The organism is Amycolatopsis dendrobii, from assembly GCF_014145675.1.
In the GTDB taxonomy this organism is placed as follows: Bacteria; Actinomycetota; Actinomycetes; order Mycobacteriales; family Pseudonocardiaceae; genus Amycolatopsis; species Amycolatopsis dendrobii.
This window is the reverse complement of the sequence record NZ_JACGZW010000013.1, coordinates 216,557-230,146: the sequence shown is the minus strand read 5'-3', so window position 1 is coordinate 230,146 and position 13,590 is coordinate 216,557. Positions and strand designations below refer to the sequence as shown.

Genomic DNA, 13,590 nt, shown 5'->3' with positions numbered 1-13,590 from the left:
TCTCGGAAGTCGTTCGTCTCGTTCACCGCGCGCCCCTGGCCCCGAGGCGTTTCTGCCGCAGTTCGGCGGCGGCCCGCCGCCTGCCCGCCCTCGGCGCGACGGGTTCGCCGCCGTCCGCGCCGCCGAGATGCGCGGCGAGCGCGCGCACTGTCGGATGGCTGAAGAGGTCCACGATCCGCAGCGGCCTGCCGAGCGCCCGCTGGAGCCGGGCGTGCACCCGCAGCAGCAGCAAGGAATGGCCGCCCAGGTCGAAGAAGTTGTCCGTGACCCCGGGCACCGGACGGCCCAGCGTCTCCGCCCACACCGCCGCGATGGCCTTCTCCAGTTCCGTCGCGGGCACCGCCGAGGCCGAGGTTCCGGCGGCGTCGGCCGGAGCGGGCAGGGCACGGTGGTCCAGCTTCCCGTTCGCGGTGACCGGCAGCGTGTCCAGCACGGTCCAGGTCGCCGGGATCATGTAGCCCGGAAGCACTGCCCTCGCCCGCGCCCGGACGTCCTCTGTGGACAGTCCGGAGCCGGACGGCACCAGGTAGGCGTCGAGCAGCACGTCGCCTTCGCCGCGACCGCCGTCGCGGGCCCGGACCACCGCCTCCCGCACGCCCTCGTGCCGCGCCAGCACAGCCTCGATCTCGCCCAGTTCCACGCGCTGGCCCCGGATCTTCAGCTGGCCGTCGTCGCGGCCGAGGTAGTCGAGCGCGCCGTCCGCGCGCCACCGGCAGCGGTCCCCGGTGCGGTACATCCGGGACCCGGCCGGGCCCCAGGGATCCGGCACGAACCGCTCGGCGGTCAGCCCCGGCCGGCCGGCGTACCCGCGGGCCACCTGCACCCCGCCGATGCACAATTCGCCCGCCACCCCCGGCGGCGCCAGCCCGCCCGCCGCGTCGACCACGTGCAGCCGGGTGTTCGGCACGGTCCGGCCGATCGGCACCGACGGCCCGGAATCCTCCGCGCACGCCCAGCGCGTCACGTCGATCGAAGCCTCGGTCGGCCCGTACAGGTTGTGCAGCCGCGCTCCCGGCAGCACAGCGGCCACCCGGTCCCGCAGCGCACCCGGCAGAACCTCGCCGCTGCACACGATGTCGCGCACGGTCGTGCATTCCGGCGCTTCGGGGTCTTCGGCGAACACGCTCAGCATCGACGGCACGAAGTGCAGCACCGAGACTCCCGCCGCGCGGACGACCTTCACCAGCTGACCGGGATCGCGGTGGGCACCAGGCGGCAGCACCTCCAGCCGCGCACCGGCGACCAGTGGCCAGAAGAACTCCCACACCGACACGTCGAATCCGGCGGGCGTCTTCTGCGCCACGACATCGGAGCCGGTCAGCGCGAATTCGTCCTGCATCCACCGCAGCCGGTTCACCACGCCGCCGTGCTCGACCACCACGCCCTTCGGCCTGCCCGTGGACCCCGAGGTGAACAGCACATACATCGGCGTGCGGGCGGAGATCTCCGGTTTCAGGCCGTGCGAAGGCGATTCGGCGAGCCGTGCCGCGGTGGCGTCGTCGTCGAGGACCAGCCAGTTCGACTCCGGCAGGACCGGCAGGGCGCCGACGACCGTGACGCCCAGCCGCACGCCGGCGTCGCCGATCATCATCGCCGTCCGCTCGGCGGGCAGTTCCGGGTCGACCGGCAGGAACGCGGCCCCGGTCTTGACGACAGCCAGCAGCGAGACCACCAGCTCGGCCGAGCGCGGCACCGCGACGGCGACCACCTCGTCCGGCCCGGCGCCCAGCGCGGCCAGTTCCCTGGCCAGCCGGTTCGCCTGCTCGCCCAGTTCGCGGTGGGTGAACTGCCGGTCCCCTTCGGACAGCACCACGGTGTCCGGCTGCGCTGCCGCCGTGTGCTCGACCCACTCCAGCACCGTGTCCCAGCCCGGTTCGCCGACGGCGCCGGCGCTGACCCGCTTCAGCCATGCCTCCGCTTCGCCGTGCACCGACGGCACCGCCGACAGCGGGCCGCCGGACACCGCGGCGACCGCGAACCGGGCGAACTCGGCGGCGAAATGCTCGCCCCACAACAGCTCCGGCGCGCACTGGAAGAGCAGCTCGACGTGGTCCTCGTACTCGCGCAGGGTCAGATGCGCCTCGTCGAAGGGCACGTCCTCGTAGGTGGCGTACCCGATGTCCCCGCCGACCTTCGCGACCAGGTTCGCGGGCAGGAAGTTGAAGACGAACCGGAGGTTGTCCTCGGGCAGGATCCGGCGCTGCTGGAACGCGGACACTGCCTCGTGTCCGCGGGCGTCCCGCCGCCGCTGCCGGAAGCGCGCGGCGTACTCGGCCGCCGATTCCGCCGGCCCCGGCCGCGGCACGTGCACCGGCAGGACGTGCAGATAGCAGCCGAGGGAACCGGCCTGCTCCGGCGGACGGCCGCCGGCGAGCGTGTAGACGAAGTAGTCGTCGTCCCCCGCCGAATGCCGTCCGGCGAAGACGGCGAACAACGCGAGCAGGAAACCGGGCAGCCGCTGCCCGTTGGCCTCGCACCAGCCGCGAAGGGCGGCCAGGTCCTCGCCTTCCAGCGAAGCCATCGGCCGCAGCACCGCCCGGCCGTCGCCCTCGGGCACCGGCGGGATCTCCAGCGCCGCCGAACCGGCGGCCAGGCCGCGCCAGTAGTCCAGCGTTTCCGGGCGGTCGAACCGCGCGGCGATCTCGGGCACACGGTCGAGGAACGACTCCGCGCCGTCCCGTTCCGCCGCGACGCCGCGGTAGGCGTCGACCAGCCGCCGGAACATCAGCGGCACCGACGGCCCGTCGATCACCGCGTGGTGCGCGCCGACGACCGCTTGCAGATGCCCGTGCTCGTCCCGCACCAGCAGATGCCGGATCAGCGGCTCGCCCTCCGGGGCGTAGGGCCGTTGCGCGTGCTCGGGAATCGCGTCGAGCAGGCCGTACGGCTGCTCGGCCGCCTCGCGCACGTCGAGCAGCGGACAGTCCGCTTCGGACGGTGCGAGCACGGCAAGCGCCGGTTCCCCGTCGAGCAGCACTGGCGCGGAGCGCATCAGCTCCTCGGCCGCGGTGACCGACCGCACCGCGGCACGCCACCGCTCGGCGTCCCCGTCCGGTCCGAGATCCAGCGAAAAGGCCGGGATGAACGCGCCGACGTCGGGCCGGGCCGCGTGTTCGAGATACAGGTCGCGCTGCACCGGGGTGAACGCGCTGATCCGCTCGATCCCGCCCGGCGGCAGGCCGAACCGCTGCGCCACCCGGTCGGTCAACCCGGCCGGCTTTCCGTACCGGGCCGAAGGATCGGCGGCGAACCGTTCCAGCGCCGCGAGGTACTGCCCGGCGACCTCGTCGATCCAGTCGGGGCCGAAGCGGTGCCCGTCGTACTGGACCCGGATGAGGATTTCGGCGTTCTGCGGGTCCGCGACGAAGTAGACCGCGTACGGGAATTCCGTCTCCTCGAACAGGGTCGAGTCGAGCACGTGCACGTCTTCGTTGTCCGCCAAGGATTCGTAGGCGAGATAGCGGACGAAGTTCGCCCCCGTCTCCACGACCAGGCCCGGCCCGGCGAGCTGGTGCACCTCGGCGTACGGGAAGTGCCGGTAGGGCATCAGCTCGCATTCGGCGTCGAACACCGTGCGCGCGAGATCGGTCCAGCTGCCGTCGGCGAGTGTGGTGCGCACGAGCGCGCCATTGACGAACAGCCCGCATTCCTCGGCGACGCCCGGCTGCGGCGGCCGTCCGTTCGCGGCGAGCGCGGTGTAGACCTCGGCGTGCCCGGTCACCTGCCCGAGCACCCACAGGTGCGCGGCGAGGCAGGCGTACTTGACCGTGAGCCCTTCGGCGCGCATGGCCTCCCGCAGCCGGTCGGCGACCCCGCCGTCGAGCACGTACTGCCGTGCCGCGCCCCGCGGCCCGGCGACCGTGCCCGCGGTCTCCGGCAGCCGCAGCGACGGCAGCGCGCTGGTCTTGCGGTACCAGTAATCCCGCTGCTGCGGGTCGCGCGCGGCGCGGCGCTCCAGCGCGACGAACTCCCGGTAGGCGCCGGCGTCCCGCTCGTCCAGCCCGCCGGGCTCGCCTCGCAGCCGGCGCCGGTAGTCGCTCAGCCAGTGGCCGAACAGCGTCGAGATGCTCCAGCCGTCGAGGATCGAATGGTGGAAGCTGACCACGACCGTGAAGCGGTCCGCCGCCCGGCGGAACACCCTGATCCGGGCCAGCGGCGCGCGAGTCCAGTCGAAGCCGCGGGTCTTTTCCTCCTCCAGCCACGCCTCGATCCGCGATTCCTGCTCGGCGGCGGCGAGTTCGCGCAGATCGCCGAACTCGAGCGGCAGTTCGGCCCTGCCCCAGACCAGCTGCATCGGCTCGCTGTACGCGACGAGGTCGAACGAGGTGCGCAGCGCCGGATGCCTGCGGACCACCGCGGCCAGCGAGCCGCGCAGTGCCTGCTCGTCGTAGGGCGCGCGGACGTGGTAGCCGATCAGGTCGTGGTAGATCGGCGTGTTCGGGTCGATCGTGCTGTGGTAGAGCGTCCCCGCCTGCGCCGCGGCCATCGGGTAGGCGTCGGCGAGGCCGTCCGGCAGCAGCGCACGGTCGGTTCCGGACACCAGGTCGAACGGCGCGGTCGGCTCCGGGACCTGGCCGCCGTGTTCGAGCGCGGCGGCCAGCTCGGCGACGGTCTGGCAGCGGAACAGGTCCTGCAGTTCGAGGGCGAATCCCCGCTCCCGCAGCAGGCCCAGCACGCGCAGGCTCCGCAGCGAATCGCCGCCGAGCGCGAAGAAGTTGTCCTCCGGGCCGGCCTCGCCCGCCCCGAGCACCTTCGCCCAGATCCCGCTGACCACCTCTTCGGCGGCGGTCCGCGCGGCGCCGCGCGGACCGTCGCTCCGAGCGGACACCGAGGGCAGTGCGCCGCGGTCGAACTTGCCGTTCGGCGTGCGGGGCAGCGCGGCGAGGCGGCGCAGGTGCGCGGGCACCATGTACTCGGGCAGGATCTCGCGCAAGGCGGCGCGGATCGCGTCCTCGCCGGGATCTTCCCCGTCCGGCACGTAGAAACCGGCCAGCTGGGTGCCGCCGCGTTCGGTCGTTGTCGTGACCGCGGCTTCGAGCACCCCGGCCCGGCCGCGCAGGGCGGCTTCGACCTCGCCGAGCTCGATCCGGAACCCGCGGACCTTGACCTGGTGGTCGGCGCGGCCGAGAAATTCCAGCGTGCCGTCCGGCCGCCAGCGCGCCAGGTCGCGGGTGCGGAACATGCGCGATCCCGGCGTGCCGGAGGGGTCCGGCAGGAACCGCTCGGCGGTCAGCGCGGGCCGGTCGTGGTAGCCGCGCGCGACGCCCGGTCCCGCCACGTACAGCTCTCCCGGCACGCCGAGCGGCACTGGCTCCAGCCGCTCGTCCAGCACGAAGACGCGAACACCCGGCACCGGAGCGCCGATGGTCGCGTTGCCGTCCGCCGGTCCGCCCGGCAGGTCCGCGAAGGTCGAGTAGACGCTGGCTTCGGTCAGCCCGTACAGGTTGAGCACCCGGCGCACGCCCGGCAGCCGGTGCAGGTCGGCGGCCACGGCGTTCGGCAGGGCTTCCCCAGCCATGCTGACCGCCTCGACCCCGCGCGGGATCCCGCCGGTCCTGGCCAGTTCCGCGGCGGCCGACGGCACGGTGTTGACGATCCGGACCGCCGCCGCCACTTGCTCGGGCAGCCGCGGCAGCGCGAGCACGTTCTCCGCCAGCACCACGCAGCCGCCGTGGCTCAGCGGGAGGAACAGCTCCCACACCGACGAGTCGAAGCAGACCGAGGACGAGGCCAGCATGCCGGCGAGCAGCTCGTCGGAGAACAGGCCGCGGCCCCAGTCCAGCAGCACCCGCAGGCCGCCGTGCTCGGTGATCGCGCCCTTCGGCCGTCCGGTCGAGCCGGAGGTGTAGAGCAGGTAGGCCGCCGAACGGCAGGTCAGCCGCCGCTGCGGCGGAGTCGCCGCGTGCCCGGCGATCCCGGCGGCTTCGGCGGGATCGTCGAGGCGGAGCACATACGCGGGAGAACCGGCCAGCGCCGCCGCGTCCGCCTCGGTCGCGACCACGACGGAGGCGCCGGAGTCGGCGAGCATGAAGGCCAGCCGCTCGGCCGGGTAGGCCGGGTCCAGCGGCACGTAGGCGGATCCGGCCTTGAGCACCGCGAGCAGGGTCGCCACCAGGCGCTCGTCGCGCGGCAGGCAGACCGCGACCGGCGCTTCCGGCCCGGCGCCGAGTTCGGCCAGCCGCCGGGCGAGCCGGTTGGCCGATTCGTCCAGCGCGCCGTAGGAAAGCGTGGTGTCCGCGGTGCGCACGGCGGGCCGTGCGGGGTTCGCCGCGGCCTCGCGTTCGAAGAGGTCGACGAGGGTTTCTCCGGCGGGCTCGGGGTCCGGGTTCCCGGCCCAGCGCGAGAGCAGGGCCCGCTCGCCCGCCTGGATCAGCGGCAGGCGGCCGACCGGGGTGTCCGGCGCTTCGACGGCGGCGGCGAGCAAGGTGGTGAAGTGCCCGGCCATCCGCTCGACGGTTCCGGGGTCGAACAGGTCGGCGTTGTACTCGACGAGACCGTGGAAGGCGCCGCGGTCCTCGCCCGGGAAGACGATGAACAGCAGGTCGAACTTGGCGGTGCGGTTGTCCAGCGCGCGGACGTCCACCTCCAGCCCGCTCGCCCCGATCTCGCCCACCGGCGCGGATTCGAGCACCAGCATCACCTGGAACAGCGGGTTGCTGCTGAGGTCGCGGCCGGGCGCGATCTCGTCGACCAGCCGTTCGAAGGGCACGTCCTGGTGCTGGTAGGCGCCGAGGCAGGTGTCGCGCACCCTGGCCAGCAGCTCGCGGAAGCTCAGCTCGCCGCCGACCTCGGTGCGCAGCACCAGCGTGTTGGCGAACAGGCCGATCACCGGTTCGAGCTCGGCCTTGGTGCGGTTGGCGTTGAACGTGCCGACGAGCAGGTCCTCGCGCCCGGTGTAGCGGTGCAGCACGGCTTTCAGCGCGGCCAGCAGCACCATGAACGGCGCCGCGCCGGTCTCCCGGCCGAGTTCCTTGAGCCGGTCGGCGGCGGCCGGGCTCAGCGAGAACTCCTGCCAGCCGCCGCGGCGGCTCTGCACCGCGGGACGCGGCCGGTCGGCGGGCAGTTCGAGCAGCGGCGCGGCCCCGGCCAGCCGTTGCTTCCAGTAGGCGATCTGGTCGTCCAGGTACCGGCCCTCGTGCACGGCGGCCTGCCAGCGCGCGTAGTCGCGGTACTGCACGGCCAGCTCGGGCAGCTCCGGCGCGCGACCGGCGGCGAAGGACTCGTACAGCCGGAAGATCTCGTGGAAGAGCAGGCCGCTGGACCAGTAGTCGGAGACGATGTGGTGGGTCGAGACCAGCAGCACGTGCCGCGTCGGCGACAGGCGCAGCAGCCGCGTCCGCAGGAAGTCCCCGGCGCGCAGGTCGAACGGCTCGCGGCAGAATCCGGCGGCGATCCGCGCGGCCTCGGCTTCCGGATCGTCCGCACCGGACAGATCCAGCTCCGGCAGCGGCTGCTCGCGCGGCGGGCCGACCACCTGCACCGGGCGGCCGTCGGCGAGCGGCATCGCGGTGCGCAGCGTTTCGTGGCGGCGGACCAGTTCGGCCAAGGCCGCGCGCAGGGCGCCGGTGTCGAGTTCGCCGGTCAGCCAGACGTCGTTGGCCATCACGTAGAACGCGCTGCCGGGATCGAGTTCCTGAAGGAACCACAGGCTTTCCTGGGTCGACGACGCCGGGGCGGGGCCGTCGGCGGGCGTCGGGCGCAGTTCCGGGAGGGCCTGCGCGGCCGGTGCCGCGCGCAGCCCGTCGAGCGCCGCGGCGATGCCCGCCACGGTCGGTTCGGCGAGCAGGTCCCGCACCGAAAGCTCGACGCCGAAGCGGCCGGCGAGCTGGGCGGCCAGCTGGGTGGCGAGCAGCGAATGCCCGCCGAGGGCGAAGAAGTCCTTGCGCAGCCCGACATCCGGCACGCCGAGCAGGTTCGCCATCACCCCGGCGACCTGCTCCTCGACAGCGGTCCGCGGCGGCGTTTCCACCGGGGTTTCCTCGGTGTCCCCCGTGTCGACCCACGCCGAGGCGGGGGCAGCCGCGCTCAGCGTCGTCGCACGGGTGGCGGCCAGTGCCGCGGCCCATTCGCCAGGCCGCGGCTCGCCGTCCCACTCCAGCACGACCCAGTCCACGTCGGCTTCTGCGGCGAACATGCCGAGGCGGCGCGCGAAAACCCGCTCCTGGCCGGTGGTGCACGGCAGCACCAGCAGCACGGTTTCCGCGTTCAGCCGGACGGCGGACTCGAGCAGTTCGCGCCCGATCCGCTCGACGTCCCCGGCCGGGCCGCCTTCGAACAGCACACCGTCCGCGGCACCCAGTTCAGCGGCGGGACGAACCGCGACATCAGCAAGTGCATCGGCGAGCGGCCCGCGCGCGCCAGCCACCGCGAAGGTGCTCCCCGCACGCAGCCAGCCCTGCCCGCCACTGTCCACCGGCCGAAGCCCCGGCACGTAACGCCGCTCTCCGCGATACGCCACGACCTCCGGCCCTTCGACCGACGAAGCGTCGGCGAGCACCGAGCGCATTACCGCGGCCCTCCGGCGGCCACCGGCCGGGAGCCGGTCCACGTCCACCACCCGGTACGCTCCGACGGCAGCCACCGTGACCGCGAACTCCTTCGCGCGATCGGCGCTTTCCACCGCCAGCCCGCCCTGGGCGAGCACGGTGATGCCGGTGAGCAGCCCGGCGGAGACCAAGTGTTCGAAGCGGTCCGGTTCCTGAGAGGTCACCAGCCGCAGCGGGCCGTGCTCGCGTGCGGCGGCCTCGACGTCGTCCGGATTCATTGCTGCTGCGGCGTTTCCGAGTTCGGCGGCCAGCGGGTGGTCCGGTTCGGCGAGCAGCAGGAACGGTCCGCCTTCAGCGGGCGAGGCACCCGATTCCCAGGTCCGGATCCGCGGGCCCGCTGCCCGCGCGCCGTCGTCGGCGGGAGGGTCGATCCAGTACCGCCGCCGTTCGAACGGATAGGCGGGCAGTTCGACGCGGGACCGGCGTTCCGCCCCGCGAAGCCCCGCCCAGTCGACCGGCACTCCCCCGGCCCACACCGCACCGGTGGCCGCGGCCAGCTGGGCGCCCTCGGTGGCCGGATCGGCGGCGGGCAGCGTGGGGACGACGCCTTCGGCTCCGGTCTGCGCGGCGGCCAGCGAGCTGAGCGTCCGCCGCGGCCCGGCTTCGAGCAGCACGCCGCCGACCTCCTCGCGCAGCGTGCGGACGCCTTCGGCGAACCGGACCGTGCCCCGCAGGTGCCGGACCCAGTGCGCGGGATCGGTCGCCTCCTCCGGCCGGACCCAGGTGCCGGTCACGTTGGTGACGTATGGAATCCGCGGCGCGTGCAGCACGACGCCGTCGAAGGCGGCGCGGAACTCGCCGAGCACCGGGTCCACCAGCGAGGAGTGGAACCCGTGCGCCGTGCGCAGGAACCGGGTGCGCACCCCGCGCTCGGCCAGCCGGTCCCGCAGGGCCTCGACGGCCGCCACCGGACCGGACGCGACCGAATCGGCCGGGCCGTTGTCCGCCGCCAGCGCTACCTCGCCGTCGAGCAGGGCGGCCAGTTCGACCGCGGGAAGCCGGGTCGCGAGCATCGCCCCGCCGGGCATCCGCTGCACCAGCTCGCCGCGCCGGACCACCAGCCGCACCGCGTCTTCGAGGCTGAACACCCCGGCCAGATGAGCCGCGACGAACTCGCCGATGCTGTGCCCGAGCATCGCGGCGGGCCGCACTCCCCGCGACTCCCACAACCGCGCCACCGCGTACTGCACGGCGAACAACGCGGGCTGGGTGAATTCCGTGCGCGCCAAGCGTTCCGCCGCTTCGTCACCCGTGGTGAACAGCAGCGCGCGCAGGTCGAAGTCCAGCAGGCTCGCGCAGTCGTCCAGCGCCTCGCGGAACGCTGGCTCCTCGGCGTGCAGTCCGCTGCCCATGCCGGCGTATTGGCTGCCCTGTCCGGGAAACAGCAGAGCCACCGGGGCGGTGCCTTCACCGGCTTCGGCGGTGGCGCCCGCCTCGGGATCCCGCAGCGCACGCACCGCCTCCTCGACGTCGTGCGCGCTGAAGGCCCGGCGGTGCGCCATCGCCGTGCGGCCGGTCTGCAGCGTGTGCGCGACGTCGGCCAGATTCGTCCCCTCGCGGGCCGCCAAGTGGTCGGCGAGGCGCTCGGCGGACCGCTGCAACGCGGCGGCCGACCGCGCCGAAACCACGATCGTTTCGGCCGCGCGCACCCGCTTGTGCTCCGCCTTGGCGGGCGGCTGCTCCAGCAGCAGGTGCGCGTTCGTGCCGCCGATGCCGAACGAGCTGACCGCGGCCCGGCGCGGGCCGTCGCCGGGGAACTCGTGCAGGTCCGTGCTGACGTAGAACGGGCTGCGGGCGAAATCGATCTCCGGGTTCGGCTCGGCGAAATGCGGGCTCGGCGGGATCAGGCCCGCCTCGACCGCCAGCACCGCCTTGATCACCCCGGCCACGCCCGCCGCGGAATCGAGATGGCCGACGTTGCCCTTGAGCGAGCCCAGCGCGCAGTACCGTTCGCCCGCGGCTCCCGCCGAGCGGTAGGCCTGGGTCAGCGCGGCGACCTCGATCGGGTCGCCCAGCGGGGTCGCCGTGCCGTGCGCCTCGACCATGCCGACGGTGTCCGGATGCACCTCGGCGGCGGCCAGCGCGGCGCGGATCACCTCCGCCTGCCCGGTCACGCTCGGCGCGGTGTAGCCGATTTTCGCCGCACCGTCGTTGTTGATCGCCGAACCGCGGATCACCGCGCGGACCGGGTCGCCGTCGTCGAGCGCGTCCTGCAGCCGGCGCAGCACCACCACCCCGGCGCCGTTGCCGGGAACCGTGCCCGCCGCGAGCTTGTCGAACGGGCGGCAGTGCCCGTCCGGCGAGGCGATGCCGTTCTCCCCGCCGTGGTACCCGATCCGCTGCGGCACCCGCACCGTGGCCCCGCCGGCCAGCACCAGATCGCTCTCCCCGGCCAGCAGCGACTGGCAGGCAAGGTGGATCGCGACCAGCGAACTGGAGCACGCGGTCTGCACGGTCACCGCGGGTCCGCGGAGGCCGAGCTTGTACGCGGTGCGGCTGGCGATGAAGTCCTTGTCATTGGCCAGCAGCTTCTGCAGGTAGCCGACCACGTCGTCCAGACCGCGGTGCGGATAGACGTTGCGCAAGCCGTACTCGTTGACGCTGACCGAGGCGAACACGCCGATGGCGCCCGGTTCCTGCTCCGGGTCGTGCCCGGCCGACTGCAGCGCCTCGGCCGCGCACTCCAGGAACAGCCGCTGCTGCGGGTCGAGCAGCGCCGCTTCGCGCGGGGTGCAGCCGAAGTAGCCGGCGTCGAACCGGTCCTCGCCCTCGACCACCGCGGCCGCGCGCACGTACCCGGCCGCCGCGGCTTCCGCACTGTCCACACCGGACCCGCGAAGCTCGTCCTCGGTCAGTTCGCGGATGCCTTCGGCGCCGTCGCACAGCAGGGACCAGAACCGCGCGACGTCCGGGGCCTGGGGAAACCTGCCGCCGAGGCCGACCACGGCGATCTCCAGCCCGGTTCCTTGCTCCATCGAGTCTTCCCCTGTTCTCAGGCGTCCTTTTTGAGCAGCAGTTCGAGCGCGTCGCCGAAGCGGTCGATCTCGTCTTCGGTGTTGTAGTAATGGACCGAGGCGCGCAGCTGCGCGGTTTCCCGGCGCTGCGCGGGATCCAGCGGGGCCAGCTCGCGCTCGGACACCGACACGTTCACGCCGCCCCGGCGCAGTTCCCGGCGGATGCGGTGCGGGTCGGCCCCCGGCAGCCGGAACCGGACCAGCCCGCTCGGCGCCACGGCCGCGTTGTCCGGCAGCAGCACGCCCGGCACGTAGCCGAGACGTTCGGTCAGCCGCGCCGACAGCAGCCGGATCCGTTCCCAGATCGCGTCGAGACCCCAGGCGAGCGCGTAGTCGATGGCGGCGCCGAGCCCGAGCCGGATCGCGAAGCTGGCCTCCCAGCTCTCGAACAGCCGCGCGTCCTGGCGCGCGCTGACCTCGCCGTTGCCCGACCAGCGCAGGCCGCGCGTGTCCAGGCAGGCTCCGCGCAGTTCGGGCATCCGCGCCGAGTTCACGTAGAGCAGCCCGGTGCCGCGCGGGCCCCGCAGGTACTTGCGGCCCGCCGCGGTCAGCAGGTCGCAGCCGATGGCCGCCACGTCCAGCCGCAGCTGCCCGGCTGTCTGGCACGCGTCGACGAGATAGAACGCCGGTGCGTCGCGGAGCAGCCCGCCGACCTCGCGCACCGGGTTCACCGGGCCGCCGTAGACCGGAACGTGGGTCAGCGCCACCAGTTTCGTGCGCTCGTCGAGCACGCCGCGGAAGAATTCGACGTCGAACCGGCCGTGCTCGTCGTCCGGGACCACGGTGACGGTGGCCCCGGTCGCCTCGCGGACCGCTTGCAGCACCAGGTGATTGCTCACGTACTCGGCCGCGCCGACCACGATCCGGTCCCCCGCCGCCAGCGGGACCGCCTGCACCGCGGCCTGCCAGGCGCGCGAGGCGTTCTCGGTGAGCGCGACCTCCGACGGCAGGCAGCCGAGCAGGGCTCCCGCCGACTCGTAGACGCCGGACACCTCCGCCTCGGCCAGTTCGGCGGCCTCGTACCCGCCGATCCGCGCCTCCAGTTCCAGGTGCCCGACCACCCGGTCCAGCACCGGCCCCGGCATCAGCGCCGAACCCGCGTTGTTCAGATGGATCACCCCGCCGCAGCCGGCGGTCTCCGCCCGCGCCCGCGCGATGTCGAAGCGCGCCGCGCCGCCGACCGCCTCCGGATCGGCTAGCTCCATCCGACCGCCGCACACGCCAGCAACCTCCGAGATATCAGTGCCGCAAGCAGGGGAAAACCGGATCCGCAATGGCGCGCCGGAAAAGAAACGGACGCGGCCGGACCGGTCGCGGAACATATTCCGGCAATCAGTTTCCGATCGCCGGACGAGTTCGACAGTACCACCGGAAAGCGCGGGGGCAAGCAGCCTCGAACACCGGTCCGAGACAGCGTCGCCGCGATTGTCTCCCGCGCATTTCCGCAGGTCGGATCAGACCGCGACGCGGACCGGCCCGGAATCGCGCCGTCTCGGTTGGACATCCTCGCGCCGGACCTGGCCGGGCAGCCGCACCGGTGCCTCGACCCGCGTTCCCGCGGCCATCGCGGACATGCTCCGCCGGTCGGCCGCGCCGGCCCTCGCGGTCGCCGCCTCGACCAGGAAGGTGAGCCATTCGTCCAGCTCAGGGTCGATTTCCCGGGTTTGCGCGGCGAACGCGAGCCGCTCCCACACCCCGGCTTCGGTCCACCGCGCGAACCAGCGGTGCGCGGTCGGCACGGCGACCCCGAGCGACGGCGGCACCGCCCGCCACGACGTCTCTCCGCTGAGCACCAGCGCCACCGCGGCGAACACCCGGCGCGACTCGGCGCGGGCCCGGCCGCCGCCCTGCGGACGTTTCGGGGCTTTCGGCAACACCGGTTCCACCAATTCCCACAACTCGTCGGGAACCACTCTCCGCATCAACGCATCGGCCATGAAAAAGACCATCGCACCGCGCCCGCCGATCGGGCAATCGCGTTCATTGCGCAGCTATTTCCCGCGATTCGCCGTCGATGACAAGAACCCGGG

The 13,590-nt window shown here is 73.4% G+C and carries 3 protein-coding genes; all 3 read right to left on the bottom strand.

Annotated features, from left to right (window positions below; all coding sequences use genetic code 11):
* Positions 1-22: 22 nt before the first annotated feature.
* A complete protein-coding gene (locus tag H4281_RS35085) occupies positions 23-11,521 on the bottom strand; it encodes a non-ribosomal peptide synthetase/type I polyketide synthase (RefSeq protein ID WP_182895158.1) in 11,499 nt (3,832 codons plus the stop codon).
* Positions 11,522-11,538: 17 nt separating this feature from the next.
* The gene (locus tag H4281_RS35080) at positions 11,539-12,765 is read right to left on the bottom strand and encodes an aminotransferase class V-fold PLP-dependent enzyme (protein ID WP_182895157.1); all 1,227 of its coding nucleotides are present in this window, start codon (positions 12,763-12,765) and stop codon (positions 11,539-11,541) included.
* A gap of 249 nt (positions 12,766-13,014) precedes the next feature.
* Entirely contained in the window at positions 13,015-13,497 is a 483-nt protein-coding gene (locus tag H4281_RS46860) for a transposase (protein WP_182895156.1), read from the bottom strand.
* Between the last annotated feature and the right edge of the window lie 93 nt (positions 13,498-13,590).

What these genes read in the sequence shown, in the direction of transcription:
- H4281_RS46860 (WP_182895156.1), bottom strand. Translation starts at nt 13,497, where the DNA reads ATGGCCGATGCGTTGATGCGGAGAGTGGTTCCCGACGAGTTGTGGGAA.
- H4281_RS35085 (WP_182895158.1), bottom strand. Translation starts at nt 11,521, where the DNA reads ATGGAGCAAGGAACCGGGCTGGAGATCGCCGTGGTCGGCCTCGGCGGC.
- H4281_RS35080 (WP_182895157.1), bottom strand. Translation starts at nt 12,765, where the DNA reads ATGGAGCTAGCCGATCCGGAGGCGGTCGGCGGCGCGGCGCGCTTCGAC.